Origin of the sequence: Nocardia sp. NPDC051981, from assembly GCF_040680715.1 — a bacterium.
Lineage (GTDB): Bacteria > Actinomycetota > Actinomycetes > Mycobacteriales > Mycobacteriaceae > Nocardia.
On sequence record NZ_JBFAXK010000031.1, the window covers coordinates 1 to 18617 of the forward strand.

22 protein-coding genes are annotated in these 18617 nt (G+C 65.9%); 15 read left to right on the forward strand and 7 right to left on the reverse strand.

Annotated features, from left to right (window positions below; genetic code table 11):
- Nucleotides 1–737 precede the first annotated feature (737 nt).
- Entirely contained in the window at nt 738–1064 is a 327-nt protein-coding gene (locus tag AB0L60_RS35865; RefSeq protein WP_364623701.1) for a hypothetical protein, read from the reverse strand.
- A 695-nt stretch (nt 1065–1759) separates the two neighbouring features.
- Between AB0L60_RS35865 and AB0L60_RS35870 the strand changes: the two genes are divergently transcribed.
- From AB0L60_RS35870 to AB0L60_RS35905, 8 genes are all read left to right on the forward strand, one after another.
- Nucleotides 1760–1930, forward strand: a complete 171-nt coding sequence (locus tag AB0L60_RS35870; protein WP_364623703.1) for a hypothetical protein — start codon at nt 1760–1762, stop codon at nt 1928–1930.
- On the forward strand, nt 1927–2718 hold the full coding sequence (locus AB0L60_RS35875; protein WP_364623705.1) for a hemerythrin domain-containing protein: 792 nt from the start codon (nt 1927–1929) through the stop codon (nt 2716–2718). Before AB0L60_RS35870 ends, AB0L60_RS35875 begins: the two co-directional genes overlap by 4 nt.
- A gap of 244 nt (nt 2719–2962) precedes the next feature.
- A complete protein-coding gene (locus AB0L60_RS35880; RefSeq protein WP_364623707.1) occupies nt 2963–3292 on the forward strand; it encodes a plasmid stabilization protein in 330 nt (109 codons plus the stop codon).
- Between the two features lie 80 nt (nt 3293–3372).
- Entirely contained in the window at nt 3373–3519 is a 147-nt protein-coding gene (locus AB0L60_RS35885; RefSeq protein WP_364623709.1) for a hypothetical protein, read from the forward strand.
- 484 nt (nt 3520–4003) lie between these two features.
- Entirely contained in the window at nt 4004–5035 is a 1032-nt protein-coding gene (locus AB0L60_RS35890; RefSeq protein WP_364623711.1) for a lysophospholipid acyltransferase family protein, read from the forward strand.
- Nucleotides 5036–5072: 37 nt separating this feature from the next.
- Nucleotides 5073–5642 (forward strand): hemerythrin domain-containing protein, encoded by a 570-nt coding sequence (locus tag AB0L60_RS35895; protein WP_364623713.1) that lies wholly within the window; start codon nt 5073–5075, stop codon nt 5640–5642.
- Nucleotides 5643–6227: 585 nt separating this feature from the next.
- Nucleotides 6228–6548 (forward strand): hypothetical protein, encoded by a 321-nt coding sequence (locus AB0L60_RS35900; RefSeq protein WP_364623715.1) that lies wholly within the window; start codon nt 6228–6230, stop codon nt 6546–6548.
- A 65-nt stretch (nt 6549–6613) separates the two neighbouring features.
- Nucleotides 6614–7255 (forward strand): endonuclease, encoded by a 642-nt coding sequence (locus AB0L60_RS35905; RefSeq protein ID WP_364623717.1) that lies wholly within the window; start codon nt 6614–6616, stop codon nt 7253–7255.
- 54 nt (nt 7256–7309) lie between these two features.
- Here the strand turns inward: AB0L60_RS35905 and AB0L60_RS35910 are convergent, their stop codons facing one another.
- Nucleotides 7310–7615 (reverse strand): hypothetical protein, encoded by a 306-nt coding sequence (locus AB0L60_RS35910; RefSeq protein ID WP_364623719.1) that lies wholly within the window; start codon nt 7613–7615, stop codon nt 7310–7312.
- 77 nt (nt 7616–7692) lie between these two features.
- On the reverse strand, nt 7693–7914 hold the full coding sequence (locus AB0L60_RS35915; protein WP_364623722.1) for a hypothetical protein: 222 nt from the start codon (nt 7912–7914) through the stop codon (nt 7693–7695).
- Nucleotides 7915–8180: 266 nt separating this feature from the next.
- Here AB0L60_RS35915 and AB0L60_RS35920 point away from each other — a divergent pair, with 266 nt between their 5' ends.
- The 3 genes from AB0L60_RS35920 (at nt 8181) to AB0L60_RS35930 (ending at nt 10718) form a co-directional block, all read left to right on the forward strand.
- The gene (locus AB0L60_RS35920; protein WP_364623724.1) at nt 8181–8636 is read left to right on the forward strand and encodes a hypothetical protein; all 456 of its coding nucleotides are present in this window, start codon (nt 8181–8183) and stop codon (nt 8634–8636) included.
- A gap of 183 nt (nt 8637–8819) precedes the next feature.
- Nucleotides 8820–9239 carry a transposase family protein gene (locus tag AB0L60_RS35925; RefSeq protein ID WP_364623887.1) on the forward strand — a complete coding sequence of 140 codons (420 nt, stop codon included), beginning with the start codon at nt 8820–8822 and terminating at the stop codon, nt 9237–9239.
- Nucleotides 9240–9245: 6 nt separating this feature from the next.
- Nucleotides 9246–10718, forward strand: a complete 1473-nt coding sequence (locus tag AB0L60_RS35930) for a lipase maturation factor family protein (RefSeq protein ID WP_364623726.1) — start codon at nt 9246–9248, stop codon at nt 10716–10718.
- Between the two features lie 112 nt (nt 10719–10830).
- Here AB0L60_RS35930 and AB0L60_RS35935 read toward each other — a convergent pair whose 3' ends face one another.
- Both AB0L60_RS35935 and AB0L60_RS35940 read right to left on the reverse strand, forming a co-directional pair.
- Nucleotides 10831–11586, reverse strand: coding sequence for an MFS transporter (locus AB0L60_RS35935; RefSeq protein ID WP_364623728.1), 756 nt, complete (start codon nt 11584–11586; stop codon nt 10831–10833).
- Between the two features lie 84 nt (nt 11587–11670).
- Entirely contained in the window at nt 11671–12240 is a 570-nt protein-coding gene (locus tag AB0L60_RS35940; RefSeq protein ID WP_364623889.1) for a TetR/AcrR family transcriptional regulator, read from the reverse strand.
- A gap of 23 nt (nt 12241–12263) precedes the next feature.
- On the opposite strand from AB0L60_RS35940, the gene AB0L60_RS35945 reads away from it, so the two are divergent.
- From AB0L60_RS35945 to AB0L60_RS35960, 4 genes are all read left to right on the forward strand, one after another.
- On the forward strand, nt 12264–12575 hold the full coding sequence (locus AB0L60_RS35945) for a cytochrome P450 (RefSeq protein WP_364623729.1): 312 nt from the start codon (nt 12264–12266) through the stop codon (nt 12573–12575).
- A complete protein-coding gene (locus AB0L60_RS35950; RefSeq protein ID WP_364623730.1) occupies nt 12544–12864 on the forward strand; it encodes a cytochrome P450 in 321 nt (106 codons plus the stop codon). The genes AB0L60_RS35945 and AB0L60_RS35950 overlap by 32 nt, the downstream gene beginning before the upstream one ends.
- A gap of 229 nt (nt 12865–13093) precedes the next feature.
- Nucleotides 13094–14221, forward strand: coding sequence for a cytochrome P450 (locus AB0L60_RS35955; protein WP_364623732.1), 1128 nt, complete (start codon nt 13094–13096; stop codon nt 14219–14221).
- A 563-nt stretch (nt 14222–14784) separates the two neighbouring features.
- Nucleotides 14785–16560 carry an acyl-CoA dehydrogenase gene (locus AB0L60_RS35960; RefSeq protein ID WP_364623734.1) on the forward strand — a complete coding sequence of 592 codons (1776 nt, stop codon included), beginning with the start codon at nt 14785–14787 and terminating at the stop codon, nt 16558–16560.
- Between the two features lie 359 nt (nt 16561–16919).
- Here the strand turns inward: AB0L60_RS35960 and AB0L60_RS35965 are convergent, their stop codons facing one another.
- A complete protein-coding gene (locus AB0L60_RS35965) occupies nt 16920–18143 on the reverse strand; it encodes a cytochrome P450 (RefSeq protein WP_364623736.1) in 1224 nt (407 codons plus the stop codon).
- Nucleotides 18140–18607 carry a hypothetical protein gene (locus AB0L60_RS35970; RefSeq protein ID WP_364623738.1) on the reverse strand — a complete coding sequence of 156 codons (468 nt, stop codon included), beginning with the start codon at nt 18605–18607 and terminating at the stop codon, nt 18140–18142. The genes AB0L60_RS35965 and AB0L60_RS35970 overlap by 4 nt, the downstream gene beginning before the upstream one ends.
- Between the last annotated feature and the right edge of the window lie 10 nt (nt 18608–18617).

Sequence of the window (18617 nt, forward strand, 5' to 3'; positions counted from 1 at the left end):
ATCTCCGCACCCCCGGCCCCCCCCGACACCCCCACCCGCCCCACCCCCACGCCGCCCACCCCCCCCACCCCCCCCCCCGGGGGGGGCGCCCCCCCCCCCCCCGCGGCCGGGTCCACACAGTCGACGACCAGCGCCGGTCCGCGCGCGAGGCCCGCCCCCGCAGCGCCGGCGCCAGCCGGTCGCAGAATGCGAGGAAAGCGAGGTGATGCCTGTCGAACACAGTGACGTTTCTCGCGTCGGGCGCGGTCGCATCGACCCCGAGGCCTGCACGAGGGCACCGAATCCGCCCGGAACTCCCCGAAGTCCCCTTCCGGGCGTGTGCACCGCCACCCCATGTGGCAGCCGCAGGCAGAAGCGGCCCTCGCCCATGCGAGAAACCCGAACCTTCACGATCTCCTCCGTCGACGGGTGGGCCCGTTCAGCAGCACGCTTGCGGGCCCACCCGGCTCTGTTTCTCGGTCCCGCCGCGTTTCTCGGTCCCGCCGCGCACCGACCACACCGCGGCGTTCCACCAAGGTTGCAGGGGGCTGGGTTCGGGCCACCGGCACGTCGCCGGTCGGCTGCCGCGCTCGGTGTCCGGGCCGGGTCCACCGCACACGGGCGATGAACGAGAAGTACCGGGTACGAGGTTATTCGGTTCAGTCACTTCGGGTGCTCGCTCAGCAGGTGGATCCTTCATTGCGGCATCCACGTCGGATCAGGACGCGCGCGCTGAGCGAGAAGTGTCCAGGTGCGCGTCAATGCCCGCGTTGCTCATGCAATGCCAGCCCCTCTCTGGCCTTGATCCGCCGGTGCTCGAACAACAACCAGCCGACACCCGCTGCAAAACTCGCGGCACAAACCAGCCCGGCCACCATTGCCCGCAGCGCAAATCCGTACCCGGCCGCGGTCAATGCGCATGCCAACGCCACGATCCCCACCGCGCACAAAACCATGCCAGGAATGTTGTAACCATCCTCGATCGTCTCCCCCGCGTGAGCGCGTGTCGTCCGCGCACGGTCGGGAAACCCTCCGCTCGACCTGACCTCCGTCCCCCTCGGCCACATCCTGGACACCTCGGCCATCGCTGTCTCCTCTCCGCTGAAGGCGGCACCCCGTCCGGCCCGCCGGGCTGTCCCCGTGCTACCCACGAGCTGCCTGCCCAATCAAGGGACGGCGGCGGTTCGCACTCCGTCCGGGTGAAATCTGCCACCTCGTTTACCCGAGTCCTCGCAATCGCCAGGACACGAACACGTAGGGTTCAGAACCGCCCACCGTCTTCGAATGCGCCGGTGCCGCTGTTGAATTCGCCGATGTACCCTGCGGCCATCGTCGGCGGATGCTGCCGGGTTCCAGGATCAGCTCGTCGCGCACACCTGCCCGGCGATGGCGGTGTAGGAGAATCCGTGTCCACGTCGTCGCCGGATGATGCCCGTACCGTCGATGGTGCTGCGCCGCAGCTGAATCGGTACCCCGCTCAGTACCTCTGCGGCGCCGCTGGCGGCCGCTGGTCCGCGCGGTGGACGGGGTGGCTGAACATTTGCGTTTCCTGGCCGCGATATCGGTGTGCAGCGGCCGGATGCCCCGCCGCGGCGAGAGCAGACAGGTGAGCTGCTCGTTTGAAGCACCGGGGCCCGGGTACAGCGACCTCACCGAGCACAGGTTCGCAGGCGCGCTGGAGGGCCGTCGGCGGATGCGGATTTGATATCCGGTGCAACGCAATCAGTTTCGCGTTCTCCAGGATGTGGATTCGAGGCATTTCGATGAAGGAGGAGCAGACATGGGTAGCAGGACAGGCGACCCGCGCGAGCGCGCCGATCTCGACGACGATGACGAGGCCGACTTTGCGGACGAACACGAGAACGTGACGACCGATCGCCAACCGGACGGCGAAACCGAGTCGCCGCGGGGATTGGGCGGTATGGACCCCCAGACTGGCGGCGCGGTTTGACCGATGGCGGCATCGGCCGCGCGTCGGCGATTCTGTTCGGCTGTGCGGACTCAGTTCCCGGGCACCTGGCTGTCGGCATGGACCGCATCGAGGACGATGGACGCGGGCCGGGGAGGCGTGTTGTCCGCGTCGGTAACGTTTGGCCAACCATCGCCCGGGTAGGTCGTGAGCGGGTTGCGCCCGCCGCAGCCCGCGTTCTGCATTCGAATCGGAGGGAGAGCCACATGTCGACTGAGCAGGACGATGTCGTTGCGCTGCTGGAGGAACAGCACACGCAGATCAAGGATCTGTTGCAGCAGGTGGAAACGGCCTCGGGGGATGCCAAGCGGCAGCCTTTCGAGGATCTGGTGCGGTTGCTGGCCGTGCACGAGAGCGCTGAGGAGCAGGTCGTGCATCCGGCGTCGCGGCGCGCCAAGGTCGCCGGGGAGGTCATCGACGATCGGCTCCATGAGGAGGATGAGGCCAAGCATGTGCTGGCCGAACTCTATGAGCTCGGTGTCACCCATGACCAGTTCGCGGGCAAGTTCCGCGACTTCGCCGGGTCGGTGATCGAACACGCCGAGTTGGAGGAGAAGGAGGAATTCGCTCAGTTGCGCAGGAGCCTCTCCGAGCGCGACAGCACTCGTCTCGCGACCGCGGTACGGGTCGCCGAGGCCGTTGCGCCCACTCGTCCGCATCCGCAGGCCGGGGAATCGGCGACAGCCAATGTGGTGTTCGGGCCGCCATTGGCATTGTTCGATCGGGTTCGTGACGCTGTGCGTGATTGGCGGACAAAATCCGAGGAATGACCGAGCTCGGCGGCGAATCGAACGACAGCCAATATCGGCTGGCTCGTTTTTCTCTATGATCGCGCTCCAAGCGCGGTCTGAGCGGGCGAAAGATCACCACGGATCGCATTCCCGGTACGTGGCCGTGCGGCGAGAAACCAGAGCCGAATCCTCGCCGCACGGTGCTCACGGCAGTGCACGAGCCACCGATAGCGATGGTGAAGGGGTCGTTTTTCACGAACACTGCAATGACAGGAGTCCCACCATGCCAAAGGAATGGACGAAGAAGCAGGAACGCCAATACGAGCACATCAAGGACTCTGCCCGCGACCGCGGCGAAACCAGCGAACGTGCCAAGGAGATCGCGGCCCGCACCGTCAACAAGAACCGTGCGCAGTCGGGGCAGAGCAAGACCGCAAGCCGAAGCTCCACCGACGACAAGTCGCCCCAGCAGCGCGGGGGACAGCGGTCCGGACGCCGCGGACCCAAGGGGCCCACGCGCGATCAGCTCTACAACGAAGCCAAGAAACGAAATATCGATGGCCGCTCGACCATGACCAAAGCGCAACTGGCCCATGCGCTAGGGCGCGATTGACCACAGATCGGTCGTCTCCGCAGTGGCCCGGATCTGGATGATCGGCTCGCACGTGGCGGGCATTTGAGACACGTGTCGCGATGCTGGCGGTCGCCGCTGGAAACGACGGACTGATCCTGAGCCGCAGCCATAAGCGGCGGCGGCTCAAGGCCCCGCAGCGCGCGGTCGGCATGATCAGCCGGGTGCAGGCCGCGGTCCGCGCACTGCCCGCCCCGGCACTGCCGTAGGACACGGTCGCCACCACGACCGTGGACGATCTCGCCTACCCACGCCCTCGACGCCTGCACCCTGGCCGTCGTCGCCCGCAAAGACCGCCACATCGGCCTGATCGCCGCGATGACCACCGCGCAGCTACTCGGCGTCACCGCCACCGTCGTCGGCAGCGCGATCGCCGTCACCCTCGGCTGACTCTCCGTCACTGGCTCACTGCTTCACCGCGTCAAATGAGGCCACAGCGGTCCCGGTCGGCGATGGTTTCCACCTGCCGAGGTTCGGCAGGTGATCGAACCGGGATACGATCGAAACCGCTTGTCCCGCTTCTGTGTTCCACAACTCCACGGTTCCCGTTTCCCACACGAATCGAACGGTGGTCCACTTCATGCACATCGGGAAAGACACAGTGCAGGCATCCGGCGACCTCGTCGGGCGGCACTTCGACACCACACACGCGACTCCTCGCTCCCGGCCGAGACCGGAACAAGGAGCACGCCGATGAGTGATGTGGCCAAGGTGATTCCACTGCACGACGGCGACTTCCACGCGCGGCAGCGTCCGGCACACCGGCAATGGGCCGGCCAGCCGGCATCGTCGTTACGCCCGGTGACGTCGCTGACCCAGCGAGTAGCGGAGATGACCCCGCGCCAGCCGCGCGGCCTGGCTGATCTGATCCGCGCCACGATCACCGATGGCGTCCGTGGCACCGCCAATTTCGCTCGCCGCCGCCTGACCGGCGAATACCAGGTCGACGAATTCGGCCTGGACGAACACCTGCTGGAATCGGTCCTGCTGCCGGTCCTGCGGCCGCTGTCGGAGCTGTGGTTCCGGGTGCAGGTCACAGGCATCGAGAACATCCCCGAATCCGGGGGCGCGCTGATTGTGTCCAACCACGCCGGCGTAGTCCCGATTGACGCACTGATGCTGCAGCTGGCCGTGCACGACCGGCACCCGAAACAGCGGGTGCTGCGGCTGCTGGCCGCCGATCTGGTCTTCGAACTGCCCATCCTGGCCGGGTTGGCCCGCAAGGCCGGACACACCCTGGCCTGCCCCGCCGACGCCGAACGCCTGCTGCGGGCGCACGAGCTGGCCGGAGTGTTCCCCGAGGGCTTCAAGGGCGTCGGCAAGCCCTATCGCGAGCGCTATAAATTGCAGCGGTTCGGACGCGGCGGGTTCGCCTCGACGGCGATCAAGACCGGCGTGCCGATCATTCCCTGCTCGATCGTTGGCTCCGAGGAGATCTACCCCAAGCTCGCCGACATCACCCCGCTGGCCCGGCTGCTCGGGCTGCCCTACTTCCCGGTGACGCCGACGTTTCCGCACCTGGGCGCGCTGGGTGCGGTTCCGTTGCCCTCGAAGTGGTACATCGAATTCGGCACGCCCATCCCGGCCGACGGGTTCGCCCCACGGGCCGCCGAGGACCCGATGACCGTGTTCGAGGTCACCGACCAGGTCCGCGACACCATCCAGCAAACGCTGTACAAACTGCTCACCCAACGCCCCAACCCGTTCACAGGCCCCAACAGCTAACCCATGCTGACTTCAGATGTATTTCAAGGGAGAAGTTGTGGACATAACCGAGCTGATCCTGGATGACCACCGTGAGCAACGGCGGCTGTTCGCGATCCTGGAGCAGATCGATTGCGGGGAGACCAGTGTGCTTTCCGCGATCTGGGACAGGCTCTCGGCGTTCCTCGAGTTGCACGCGCAGGCGGAGGAGGAGATTTTCTACCCGGCGTTGCTACGTGCCGGCCTTGCGACACGGCGCGCCGGTGGAGTGGAAGGCGAGACCGTCGACGCAATTCATGATCACAATCAGATCCGGGATGCCATCGCCGACGTGGCACGTCATCGAGTCGGTACCGAGGACTGGTACGCCGCCGTCGCGGCCGCGAACCTCGCCAACAGCGATCACATGGCAGAAGAGGAACGCGAGGGCCTCACCGACTTTCGCCGCCTGAGCGGACTGCAAGCCCGCCACCAGCTGGCAGTCGTCTTCGCTGACTATGAGGCGCGAAACTACGCCGGCATCAAACCGGTGGACAAGGACCCCGACGCGTACGTCCGGGCCGTAGAGAGTAGGGACCATGACATCGCGAGCGGATCGTTGAGCGTCGGCAGCCTGAAACACGACTGACCAGGCACCGGGCGTTGACCTGGAACTTCCCATGCGTGCAAGCGCATCGTGACACCACAAGGGTTTGCGGTAGCCCGCCGAATCCAACGAACTTCAGCGCCGGTCCGCACCAAGCGGACTGGTTGCGGCTCAGGAGAACCAAGACCCGACCGAGCGGGGTCTCTGCGATGAAACAGGCCCCCGCCATCGGTGACGCGGTGCCGAGTGGGCCCACATGAGTGAATCGTCTGTTCGGCCGGTGTCGGTGGCGGGTCCGCTGCACGCGGGAGATCCGGAGGCCCGGGGCGCTCAACCTCCTTTTGCAGAGGCTTCATGTACCTGGTGACACGATTCTTACCGGCACCTCTCCTGTGGGTTCAGCCGGACTGAAGCGAATTCAGCTGGAACTCACGGTGTTTCGACGGGCGCACGCACGGAATCGCGATGGGTTCGCAACCGGAGTCTAACGGGTCTCTGGATTCGGCTCCTCGAGTTCATCGGCGAGCAGCCGCTCGGCGATGGAGGTGTAGCGCACCGCGGTCTCGCGGCTGATGTTGAACACCATCGGAGCAGGCGCGGTGGATCTGGGCCGCCGGTCAGCGCCTCGTGCAGGATGCGGTCGGCGCGGATCCGGTCGATGCTGAAACCATTGGGGCCCAAGGAGAACCGCACGACTTCAGGAGACACCGGTCCGGTGCCGAGCGAGGTGCGTTTGCTGATGAGGACGTGCCGATTCGGGCTGTTTGGCCAGGTCACGCGTCGATCTCCCGGAGCGAACACGCGCCGCGCTTCTGCAGCGTCCGCGCGGATATCGATGGCGCGATGGCGCGGGCCTACGCCGATATCTCCGCCGAGGAGCTGGCGATCGCCGCGCGGGTGCTCGCTCGAGTGACCACTCAGCTCAACGCGGTGCCGGAAACCGCGTGACCCGTCGCCTGTGTCGATCTGTCGCCTGCGGGTACGCCTGAAGTTACCGAGGCAGGGAGAACACAATGACTCAGCAGGACGTGGTGAACGCATTGATGGATCGGGCGGGCACGGGCTACGCGGCCGAGGCCGGAATAAACCTGGCCGATAAACCCGCTCCACTGTTTCAACTGCTGATGCTCGCCGAATTGCTCAGCACCAGGATCTCCGCCGATATCGCCGTCGCCGCCGCCAAGGAGCTGGTCAGCGCCGGATATCGCACCCCACAGCGGGTCGCCGACGCCGACTGGCAGGAACTGGTCGACGCGCTCGGCCGCGCCCACTACAAGCGCTACGACGAAAGTACGGCTTCCCGCCTGGGGGATATTGCTTCCCGCATCCTGGACCGCTACGGCGGCGACCTGCGCAAACTGGCCGACGAAGCGGGGCACGACCCGGCCCGCGCCGCCCAATTGCTGCAACAGTTCCCGGGGATCGGCCCCACCGGCAGCGATATCTTCCTGCGCGAAGTCCAAGACATATGGACCTGGGCACGACCGCATTTCGACGAACGCGCGCTGCGCGGCGCCGAACGCGTCCAACTGCCCGCCGACCCGGACCGACTGGCCGACCTCGCCCCCGAAAACCACACCGCCGACCTGGCCGCGGCGCTGGTCCGCGTCACCCTGAACAACGAGATCGCCGATCAGGTCCTCGCCGCAACCTGACCTCTCGACATCAGGCGAAACCGGGCCTGCGCCACGTCGCGACCGAACCCGCTGCTACGGCCACAATTCGTTGTCGGGAGGATGCCGGTCGCCGCGAGACGACACGCGCTGGGCGAAGGTCTGTGTCCACGCGGCCGTCTCCGATTCGTCCTCGATGAGCCCGGACGCGCGCCATCCGGGCCTCGGGCCAGCGGCGCGGCTGTCGTGCCTCGTGCCGGGGCGGGCCTGCAACGCGAACGCGAACAGCCGCGCTTCCCACGACAGGTAGGCCTCCACGCTCATTCCCGCGCACTCGGCCGCATCGTTGAGCGCGAGCCAGTCGTCCTCACACACCGTGACCACAATGTCCCTGCTCGCCATGCCAATCCACGCTAGACCCCGTCCCGGAGCTGGCCGACAACCTCACCGCAGCCGCGGGGCGTTTCCCACGCGGGCTGTCAGTGGTCGGTCAGCTGCTTGTAGCGCAGGAATTCCTCGAAGGAAATCTGCCCTTCGGCCCAGATGCGGTCTTGCTCGATGCGGCGCCCGACGATGTCGCGCACGTGCGGGTCCTGGGCCGCACCCCAGACGAGCGCGTCGTCGAAGGTGATGAAACCGTCGCCGTCGGTATCGATCTCGTCGAACTCCCGCCGGGTCGCGATGAACTGCTGCTGATCCATACCCTTTCTCCTCTACCGGTTGGTTACTTCCCGAACAGCATCTTCGTTCGTCATCGATCCAGCACAAGAGTACGCGGAAAGTTTGCTGACACCCAGATCGGCGGGGAATCGAAACGGACCCCAGCGCCGGTCTCGACTCGGGGCCGCCCAGCATGTCGACGTCCAGGCGGCGGCGATCGCGATGGCGGTTTCGGCGCCGATGGTGGTTTTGTCGCAATAGTGTCGCATCGCTTCGAGCACACAAAGACTGCCTATAGTCGTTCGCTATGAAATGGAGGAGACGCAAGCAGGCAGCCGTGGACCGTGCTGCGGTGGCCGGGGTCGGGGAGGCCGCGCGGCAGCAGCCGGGCGGTTTGACTCCACACCACGGGTTTGCTGAACGGATACTGTCGACGCCGGCGGTCCCGGCGTGGATCCACTGGGTCTATGACCGCGACCCCGAGATCGCGCGTTTCTACTTCCAGCTGCACTATCCCCTCGACGATGGCCACGGCGATGAGCAGCGGACCTTCAAGCGGGCCTACCAGGCCGAGCAAGCCGCACGGTGTGTGGAACGCGCCCGCCGCTTCCACAGCGACAGACCGGTGGTGAGCGCGTACTTTCCCGCGCTGCCCGACGACGAGGACTTCCACGCCGCCTGCGATGCGGGGCGGGAATGGGACGGGCACTGGTACTCCCGCGACCCGCTGCGAGCCTGGCCCGACGTCCACGGCCTCCAATAGGCCGCCAGTGTCAACAGCACGCCAATCCGGGATCTGGCACGGTTTGCGTGATTGCCGCGTTCGAAATGCGCTTGGGCGCTTGATGGTTGAAGATGTCGCGGGTGCTCTGATCTTGGACCGGTGGCGGTCCTGTTCCCGCATCTTGCCCAGCTGTCGATCGAGCGCGTCTATGCCTCCGACCGGGTGTTGTTCATCCAGGCCGGCACTCACGGCGAGCCTGGTGCCTGTCCAGGATGCGGAGCGATGTCGCAGCGGGCGCACAGTCGGTATGAACGGCGGCTATCCGACGCCGCCGTTGCCGGCCGCGAGGTACTGATCCGGCTGCGAGTCCGCCGGTTGTTCTGCGACAACAGTGATTGTGTAGGAAGGACTTCCGTAGAGCAGGTGCCGAGCGTGGCGGTCCGGCATGCTCGGCGCACGACAATCTCGGCGCACGACAATACTGCAGCGGCTGCTGTGCACGGTCGGGCTGGCGCTGGGTGGTCGTGCCGGTGCCCGGCTGACCGCCCGCGTCGCGGCGCCGTCACCGCGACGTCGGAAAGAATCCGGCCGGATCGAGCGTTCTTCTCGAAGAAGCGGAAGTCAGCTATCTACCAGCAGTGACCAGCGATGTTCGGGTTCTACGACTCCGGTTACGTACTCGCCCGGCTGATCTTCGAGCGGCTACTGGGCCTGGTATACCTCGTCGCGTTCTTGTCGACCTTCGCCCAATTTCGTGCCCTGTGCGGGGAACAAGGTCTGTTGCCGGCGCCGCGGTATCTTCGTTTCGCTGGTTTTCGGGCAGCACCCAGTGTCTTCTGCTTCCACTACAGTGACCGTTTCGCCCGCGCGCTGGCGGCGCTGGGCGCGGTCGGCTCAGCCGGAGTCGTCCTCGGTGTGGCCGATGTCGCGCCGCTGCCGCTGGCGATGATGGTGTGGATGGCGCTGTGGGCGCTGTACCTGTCGTTCGTCAACGCCGGGCAGGCGTTCTACGGCTTCGTCTGGGAGATGCTGCTGCTCGAGGCCGGCTTCCTGACGGTCTTCCTGGGGAATGCGGCAACGGCCCCACCAATCGCGGTGGTGATGCTGATGCGTTGGCTGCTGCTCCGGCTCGAAGTAGGAGCGGGCCTGATCAAGCTCCGCAACGATCCGGCGTGGCGTGACTTCACCGCGCTGTGCTACCACCACGAGACCCAGCCGCTGCCGAACCGGTTCAGCTGGTACTTCCATCATCTGCCCACACCGATTCATCGCCTGGAGGCGCTGGGAAACCATGTCGCGCAGCTGATCGTGCCGTTCGGGCTGCTGTTCCCGCAGCCTATCGCCACGGGATCGGCCGCGATCATCATCGCGACGCAGCTGTGGCTGATGGTCAGCGGGAATTTCGCGTGGCTGAACCTGCTCACGATCGCACTGGCCACCCTCGCGCTCGATGGCCGCCTGCTCGCGGCGGCACTACCGGTCCGGCTGGCACACCCCGTGCCCGGTCCGGGGTGGTTCACGATCATCGTGACGATCCTGACCCTGGTCATGGCGGTTCTGAGCTGGGCGCCGGTACGCAATATGGCCTCCCGGCACCAGATGATGAACGCCGCGTTCAACCGGCTGTATCTGGGCAACACCTACGGGCTGTTCGGTCACATCATTCGTCACCGGTTCGAACTGGTCATCGAGGGCACCGATGACGAACCGGGCCCGGAGGCGACATGGAGCGTCTACGAATTCAAAGCCAAACCCGGGACCGTGTCCCGCCGTCCACGGCAGGTTGCCCCCTACCACCTCCGGCTGGACTGGCTGATGTGGTTCGCGGCGATCTCGCCCCTGAGAGCCGAGGCCTGGTTCGTGGCGCTGGTTGTCAAGCTGCTCCGCGGCGACGCGCCGACGCTGCGCCTGCTGGCGAGCAATCCGTTCCCGCAGCGACCGCCGAAGTACGTGCGAGCCCTGCTCTACCTCTACCGCTTCACGACCAGGGATGAGCGCCGCCGCACCGGGGCCTGGTGGACCCGCCGCTACCTGGGCCAATACCTGCCCCCAGCTCGACTGTCCCCGACCACCGAAGCTCCCCCTGAAACCACCAACGGTGAGGATTCCTCAACCACGTGACCCGGGGCTGCAGCTGGCCGTGGCCGGTGGTCGGGCCGGCCATGCCAGTGGTTGGAGCCTGCCTGTGGGGTTCTCCATTGGGGCGTCCTCGGCTCGTGGTGCGGACGTTGCATCACAGGCCGAACAGCAGGCCGATGCCCAGTGGGCTGGCGCCGAAGGATCGGGTCAAGTGCAGTGGGAGCACCGGTTCGATCGCGGCGATCATCGCGGCGCTGAGCAGTACCACTACAACGACCGGGACCGTGCCGGGCACCCGCAGCACCGTCAAGGGCCCGGTGGGGTCATCGGTTCCGGCGTGATCGACGCGGACGAACACCACCCGGGCGATACCGTCGACGACCGCGAGTCCAGCGGCGAGCAAGAACGGAACAACGGTGCCGAAGTGCTCGACCAACAATCCACCCACCGGAGGCCCGGTGAGAATGCCGACGCTGATCATGCTCATCGCCGCACCCATGACCGGTCCGCGTTTGGACGACGGCACCGTGGCCGCGATCAGCGACAAGCTCGCCACCCATGCCATGCCCGCGGCCAGCCCCTGCAGCGTGCGGCCGACGACCAGCAGCCACCACGGCGCGCCGAGCGCGAAAACGACGGTGGCCGCGGCCAAACCGGACAAGCCGATCAACAGCGGCATGCGCGGGCCGTGCCGGTCGACGAGGGCCCCGGCCACCGGTGTGGCCAGCAACATCGCCGCGGCGTAGCTGGCGAACAGCAAGCCCGTCGCGGACGGGCCGGCGTCCACGGTCGCCGGCAACAGTGGCAAGACCGGGATCGCCAAACCGTAGATGAACATGTCGGTGAACAAAGCCAGGCACGCGACGATCACCGCCGCGGTCGAGGAGCTACTGCTCATGCGAGCGGTCACGAAAAACGCCTTTCTGCACCATGACTCGCCCCTGGCGAAGTCACTGGATTCCCGGCGCGCCAACGCGGCCGAGATGGATGGGTTCTAGTCGGTTGCGGCCACCAGACCGTGGACGCACGCGGTGGCCAGCGCGTGCGCGCCCGCGCTGTCGGCGGGCAGCAGCTCGGGTTGGGTCGCCGCGGTCATCGTCAATCCGTGGATGAGGGTCACGATCGCCAGCACCGCGACACCTGCGGTGACACCCGGGCCCAACACGGTGTCGGCCAACGCCTCCCCGATCCCGTCCTCCCACGCCGACATGCCGCGCCGCTTGGCCGCCAGCCCGGCGTCGAGCGCGACGGCTTGCGGCGCAACGATGGTGGACACGATCGCGAGCCGTCGAAACCGGTCGTCGCCGGTCAACGCGAGCACATAACCGGACAAGAACGCAACCAGCCGCTGCCCACCGGATTCCCCGCGAGCCCCCAAAGCGGCCAGCAACGGCGCAGCCGCATCGGCCCACCCCTCGTCCAGGGCCGCCGTCAGCAACGACACCTTGTCGGGAAAGGGGTGATGAACCGCGCCGCGCGTGACTCCCGCCCGCGCTCCTACACCGACGAATGTCGTTCTCTCCCACCCGACCTCGGCGAAAGACGCCAACCCCGCCGCTAAAATGCTCGCCCGCGGCTGGCGACGACATGACCAGCGTTCTGATTACCCACCGCGATGATGACGACGGCTCGACACTCACCGAACAAGAACTCGTCGACGCGTTGCTTCTCGTTATCAGCGCGGGCCACGAAACCACGGTCAACCTGATCGACCAAGCCATCTATCTGCTGCTGACTCGGCCAGAGCAGCGCGCCAAGGTCGGCACCGGGGCCGTGACGTGGGCCGAGGTGATCGAGGAAGCGCTGCGGTTCGGGGCGCCGGTGGCACACCTGCCGCTGCGCTACGCCGTCGAGGACATCGATACCGATGCCGGGCCGGTCCACATTCGGCAAGGGTGAACCCATCCTCGCCTCCTACGCCGCCGCGGGCCGCGACCCCAAGATCCACGGCGACACCGCCGGCGAGTTCGACGTCGCCCGAGAGATCAAGCACCACTTGGCCTTCGGCTACGGCGCGCACCTGTGCCTGGGAGCACCGCTGGCCCGGATGGAAGCCCACATCGCTTTGGCGGCGCTGTTCGAGCGATTCCCGGCGATGCGCCTGGCCAAGAATCCGGCCGAGCTAGGCACCATCAGTTCGTTCATCTCCAACGGTCACGCCTCGCTGCCGGTGTATCTCGGTTCCTGACCGCCACCGACCACCGCTCGTACGGGCACGTCGATCCACGGTCGACGTGCCCGTCGCTTGCTGGGTAATATTTCGCCGCAACCGATTTCATGGCACACTTTGGGAGACTTACGTGGATCCGCAGCACGCGCATCAGGGTGCTACCGCCGGCACGATCTCGCCGCAAGATGTGCGAATCCCGATCTACAGTGCTGAGTTCGCAGCCAATCCCCACGGACACTACCGACGAATGCGCAGCGAGTACGGGGCGTTGGTACCAGTCGAGATGTGGCCGGGAGTACCCGCGACGCTGGTCGTCAACTACGCGACCGCAGTGCGAATCCTCAACGATCCCATCCACTTTCCGGCCGATCCTCGGACGTGGCAGAAGACCGTCCCCGCCGACATTCCGATCATGCCGATGGTCGAGTACCGACCCAACGCCATCCGTACCAGCGGACATGAGCACGCGCGCTACCGCAGAACGCTCTCCGACGCGCTGGCCGGCATCGACCTGTACGCGGTGCGTGACATCGTCGGGCGCTCCGCAGTCGACATCATCAACGGATTTGCCACCCAAGGCCACGCCGATGTCCTCAGCCAATACGCCCTCCCGATGGTCTTCTCCGCCTTCTGCGAAATCCTGGGCTGTCCACCGGACATCGGCCAGCGAGTCGCGGCCGCCAGCGCCGCCATGTTCGACGGGGTGGACACGGCGACGGTCAACGCGCAGATGGCTGAGGCCCTTCTCGATCTCACCGCACTCAAGCGCGCATATCCGGGCGACGACGTCACCACGCGGCTGGTCCAAGATCCCGCCGCACTGTCCGACGAGGAGATGGCCCACCAGCTGGTGCTGCTGTTCGCCGCCGGTGTCGAGCCGCCTCTGAACCTCATCGCGAACACCCTGCTGCTGATGATGACCGACAGGCGCTTCATCAGCACCCTCGACGCGCCTCCCCTGCCGACCAGCGTGGCCATCGACGAGCGTTTGGCGACAGACCCGCCGATGGCGAACTACTGCCTCACCTATCCACCGCAGCCGGTCTTCATCGACAAAGTCTGGCTGCCCGCCCATCAGCCGGTCATCATCAGCATGGCCGCGTGCAATACCGATCCGGCAATGGTCGGCGGCAGCCTCGACAACGGCTGGAACCTCGCATTCAGCTCCGGTGATCACGCCTGCCCCTCACCCGCCCGCTCCTTCGGGCGGCTGCTCGCGCAGGAAGTGATCGACCAACTCTTCGACTACCTGCCCGACGTCAGGCTGGCGGTCCCACAAGAAGACCTCGTGTGGCGCCCCGGCCCGTTCCACCGCGCCCTGACCGAGCTGCCCGTGATCTTCCCGGCCATGCGCTTCCCGTTTCCCGCGACCTAGATCTCCAGCCGCCCGGAACCGTAGCGGCCGCGCCGTGTTGCCAGGCCTCCGGCCGCAGGCTCGGCACCAGCGCGGACGTGGTGCACAGCGATGCCTATCGACCCATCGAAGCCCACCGATCGAACACGTCCTCGGCACGCCCTGTGAAGGTTCACCGCGAACAATCAGACAATTTGTGTAACAATACAATTCGTGAGTAGCGGGCCGAAGGTAACACCGCAGCAACGAATCCCGCGAGCGGATGCGACCGCGACTGCGGTTCAGCAGCACTTTCCCGCCCATACGGCCCTGCCAACCCCCGATCTCCTGCCCACCGACCCGATCCGGTCGGCATCCCGAACCTTCACCGACACTTGCCAGTCGGAACCTCCTGTGAAGGTGTGTGGTGCGTCGAGCTTCTGACAGGTAATCGCTTAGCTCTTTGTTCCGATCCCGCTGCGGTGTCCGTGTAAGCGTGCAGCACCGGCGGCCTCGGCGCACCGACGCTCGGCGATGGCCTCCCATGCCCCCGGCGGATGAGTTGCCGGTGGGATCGAGTTAATGAGAGTAGTAGGAGACGGATCATGCACACCCTTGGGCATCAGGAGCCGACCCCGCTGGCCGGAGTTATCCGCCACGGCAGCCTCGAATTCGACCAGCACTTGCAGAAGATCCTGAGCAACCCCGCCTACTTCGTCACAGAGAAGCAAAGCCAGGAGCAACGCAGGCAGAACGCTTACGACCAGTTACACAACCTGGTCCAGGAAACTGGCAGCACCCGAGACATCGCCACCGACCTGCCACGACTGTTCGCCGTCTTCGATTGGGCGGCGGTATTGGCGACGGACCTGATACCGCTGATCTCCGGGCACTACAACCTGGCCGCGGGCAGCCTGGCCAGCCTCACCGATTCCGATTCGGCCGCACCATATCTGGCCGATCTCGACGACGGCTCGAACGTCGGAGTCATGCTGCTGACCGAGTACGGCTGCGGGTCCAACATCCAGAACATGATGACCCGCGCGACCTGGGACGGCGACGGGTTCGTCATCGACACACCGAACCCGCGGGCCCGCAAATTCATGCCCAGCGTCGGAATTCCCGTGGCACGCGTCTGCGTGGTCGGCGCCCGCTTTATCGACGCCGCCGGCGTCGATCACGGGGTGCAGCTGTTCGCGGCACGTCTACGCGGCCCCGACGGTGCACCCGCGCCCGGCGTGACCATCACACAGCTCGACCATCAACCGCTGGTCATCATGGACAACTCCGTCATCGCCTTCGACAAACTCAAAGTCGATCGCAGCGCCTGGTTGAGCAACGGGCTGGCCACCATCGACGACCATGGCGTATTGACCTGGCGCGACGAGGACAGCCGCAGAAGGTCATTCCCCTCTGCGATCAGTCAGCTCACCGTGGGCCGGTTGGCGCTTTCGTCCTGCCTCAACGCCGAGGCCCGCGCCGCGCTCTACATCGCGCTGCGCTACGCCTCCAAACGGGTAGTGCCCCTGACCCCCGTCGACAACCCGCTCATGGCCGACATTCCGCACGTGCGCGACACACTGCTCACCGATCTGGCGGGCACCGTCGCACGCACAATCTACGGCAACTCGATCAAGACCTCGCTCGGGCGCACCGACAGCGACCTCACCAGTCGCGACACGGTCGTCTCGGTGATGCTGGCCAAGTACTTCATCCAGCCACACGCGCTGCAATCGGTGCAGAACAGTCGCATGAAGATGGCCGCCCAAGGCATGTTCAGCGCCAACCGCGTCGCCGACTACCTCGGTGTCTGCCACGCGGCCATCACCGGCGAAGGCGACTGCCACGTCCTCGGGTCGGTGGCCGGCCGTGTGCTCGCCAAGGACCTCGCCGGGAAACTGCCGCCTGAGTCCCGCGTGCACGATCCCGCCGACCCGGGCGACCGCCTGGCGCTCTTCAACGCGCGCACCCTGACAATCGTGCAAGAGGCCCAGCGGTACCTGGCGACGCCCGGGCTCGACGCCCGCCTGGCCATCATTCCGGAAGCTCTCGACCTAGCCGGGGCATACTGCGCCGAGGAGACTCTCCAGCTTCTCCACCAGTACGCCGAACATCCCGAAATCCTCGCCGTGCGAGACGTGTTCGCGCTGAGCTACCTCGATCAGCACAGCACCTGGTACCTCATCCACGGTCTGCTGGACGTCGACGCGGTCAAGACAACCAAGCAGCAGCTGCACCGCGCCCTCAACGAACTGGCCGACAACCTGCCCCAGCTGCTGGACGCTTTCGGCTTCGACGACGAAATTCTCGGCGCACCAGTGCTATCCGAAGATCTGCCCGCCGCATGGGAAGCCCGCTGCCACAATCCGCGACGTCGCTGATCCAACCCGCCCCCGGACAAGCCGGCCGGCAGACCATCCGGGGGCGGGCAGGGGTCCGCTCTTGGGCTCCGGCGTCGATCTGCTCGTTCATTTCCAAGGGTCCCGGCTCGTTACCGGTCTGCCTCGACGCCTAATGGGCCCGCGAGGGTTCTTCTCCCGAAGAGCGTCGAGCCGCCACGGAAGTCAGGGGCACAGACCCTCCGACCTGCATACTTCGCATCTCGACATTCGATCCTGAAAACCTTGATTGCCGCGGGGGCCTGGCTTTCCTGCCGGGCCCCCGCGGCGTGTCAGCGATCAGCTGCTCGCCGAAGCGATGCGGCCGATGCTGTCTTGGCCTCGTTCCCGAATACCACCGCTTATCTCAGGAAAACCGGCAGGCGGTCGTGCCCGTTGGCGATGAAACCGGCTACCGTGCCGAGTTCGTCGGGCGAGACGGCGAGTTTCATGTGCGGGAATCGCTGGAAGAGGGCGGGAAGGCCCACGAGTGCCTCGAGCCGTGCCAGTGGTGCCCCCGGGCAGCGATGGGGACCGTGCCCGAACGCCATGTGGCTTTTGTTCGTCCGAGTGGGATCGAACGTACCCGCGCTGTCGCCGTAAATCTTCGGGTCCCGATTGGCGCCGGCAGGACACGAGAGGATCGGATCGCCTTCGGTGATCGACACATCGCCGAGGACGAAATCCTTCACCGCGTAACGCAGCGGGGCATGCGCGATCGACGGCTCGAACCGCAGCGCTTCCTCGATCACATCGGCCCAGGGCAGACTGCCATCGAGCGCAGCAGCCAGGTGGCCCGGGTGGGTGAGCAGCAGGAAGATGGTTTGGTCGATCAGGTCCACCGTGGTCTCGTGCCCGGCGTTGATCGTCAGGTAGAGCGTCCCGATCAGCTCCTCGGCACTGAAAACCGTTGTGGGATCGTCCACGTGGGCGATGAGGGTGCTGGTCATATCCTCAGCGGGATTATCGCGACGATACGCGACGAGCTCCTGCAGCAGCCCGATCATTGCCTGGTAGTTGGCTACGGCTTCCGCTTCGCTCAAGGCGACGTCGAAGATTCCGTCCACGCATTTCCGCAGTGGCTCGATCAGGGGCTCGGGAACTCCCATCAGCTCGTTGATCACACGCAACGGCAGCGGGTAGGCGAACTGCTCGCGGATGTCGACGGGGTCACCTCCCGGCCTGGCATCCAGACCCGTCACCAGATCATCGGCGATCGCCTGGATGCGGGGCTTCAGCGCTGCGGTGCGCCTGTCGGTGAACGCCGGCACCAGAGGAGCGCGCAGCCGCCGGTGTTCTGACCCGTAGGCGGTGAACATAGACCACGTGTTCACCCAGTTGAGGAGCGGGAAGTCTTTGCCGATCTTGCCGTCCCGGAACGCTGGCCAGTGCTGGCGCGGGTCCTTGGAAACCAAGGAGCTGGAAAGAATCTCCTTGAGCATCGCCGTATCGGTCACCGACCATGCGGGCACTCCGCCCGGGAGCACCACCTGGGTGACTGGTCCCCGCTCTCGGATGCGGGCAATTTCGCCCTGAATGTCAGGACCTTCGGGATCGAGGACTATGGGGTCGTTGTGGCTCTTCATGTGAACTCCAATCTGACCGTGAACCCCGCCTGCGGCGGCTTGCGTGTTGCCACTCGACTTCTGGGTCCCTCACAAAAGTAGCCGATACCGTTGGGCCTCAACCACTTCCGGGAGATTTGCGCAGCAACCCGCAACACTTCCAGTGCCAGCATCTTGGATTTGATCACGCTGGCAGTAGGCGTGTCGGTAGTGATCTGCGCGGCCAGCAGCGCTCGCGCCGTGTCCAGCTCGTGCTGCGCGACGACGGGTTTCGTGACCGACTCGTCAGGTTCGGACTCTCGACGGACGGACTCCAGAATTTGTACTCGCTGCACACCGACACCAGCCTCGTTCCGTTGCTCGACTCGCTGGCGCCGCGGCACGAAGATGGTCAGGCGATCTGGAGGCGACATCATAGTGTCCCTGCCCTGAACATCGCTGCGCACGTGCATGATTCGCGGCAGTGAATGGGGTGGAATGCCCATTCGTTCTCGC

What these genes read in the sequence shown, in the direction of transcription:
- AB0L60_RS35865 (WP_364623701.1), bottom strand. Translation starts at nt 1,064, where the DNA reads ATGGCCGAGGTGTCCAGGATGTGGCCGAGGGGGACGGAGGTCAGGTCG.
- AB0L60_RS35870 (WP_364623703.1), top strand. Translation starts at nt 1,760, where the DNA reads ATGGGTAGCAGGACAGGCGACCCGCGCGAGCGCGCCGATCTCGACGAC.
- AB0L60_RS35880 (WP_364623707.1), top strand. Translation starts at nt 2,963, where the DNA reads ATGCCAAAGGAATGGACGAAGAAGCAGGAACGCCAATACGAGCACATC.
- AB0L60_RS35885 (WP_364623709.1), top strand. Translation starts at nt 3,373, where the DNA reads ATGCTGGCGGTCGCCGCTGGAAACGACGGACTGATCCTGAGCCGCAGC.
- AB0L60_RS35890 (WP_364623711.1), top strand. Translation starts at nt 4,004, where the DNA reads ATGAGTGATGTGGCCAAGGTGATTCCACTGCACGACGGCGACTTCCAC.
- AB0L60_RS35905 (WP_364623717.1), top strand. Translation starts at nt 6,614, where the DNA reads ATGACTCAGCAGGACGTGGTGAACGCATTGATGGATCGGGCGGGCACG.
- AB0L60_RS35910 (WP_364623719.1), bottom strand. Translation starts at nt 7,615, where the DNA reads ATGGCGAGCAGGGACATTGTGGTCACGGTGTGTGAGGACGACTGGCTC.
- AB0L60_RS35915 (WP_364623722.1), bottom strand. Translation starts at nt 7,914, where the DNA reads ATGGATCAGCAGCAGTTCATCGCGACCCGGCGGGAGTTCGACGAGATC.
- AB0L60_RS35920 (WP_364623724.1), top strand. Translation starts at nt 8,181, where the DNA reads ATGAAATGGAGGAGACGCAAGCAGGCAGCCGTGGACCGTGCTGCGGTG.
- AB0L60_RS35930 (WP_364623726.1), top strand. Translation starts at nt 9,246, where the DNA reads ATGTTCGGGTTCTACGACTCCGGTTACGTACTCGCCCGGCTGATCTTC.
- AB0L60_RS35945 (WP_364623729.1), top strand. Translation starts at nt 12,264, where the DNA reads ATGACCAGCGTTCTGATTACCCACCGCGATGATGACGACGGCTCGACA.
- AB0L60_RS35950 (WP_364623730.1), top strand. Translation starts at nt 12,544, where the DNA reads ATGCCGGGCCGGTCCACATTCGGCAAGGGTGAACCCATCCTCGCCTCC.
- AB0L60_RS35955 (WP_364623732.1), top strand. Translation starts at nt 13,094, where the DNA reads ATGCGCAGCGAGTACGGGGCGTTGGTACCAGTCGAGATGTGGCCGGGA.
- AB0L60_RS35960 (WP_364623734.1), top strand. Translation starts at nt 14,785, where the DNA reads ATGCACACCCTTGGGCATCAGGAGCCGACCCCGCTGGCCGGAGTTATC.
- AB0L60_RS35965 (WP_364623736.1), bottom strand. Translation starts at nt 18,143, where the DNA reads ATGAAGAGCCACAACGACCCCATAGTCCTCGATCCCGAAGGTCCTGAC.
- AB0L60_RS35970 (WP_364623738.1), bottom strand. Translation starts at nt 18,607, where the DNA reads ATGGGCATTCCACCCCATTCACTGCCGCGAATCATGCACGTGCGCAGC.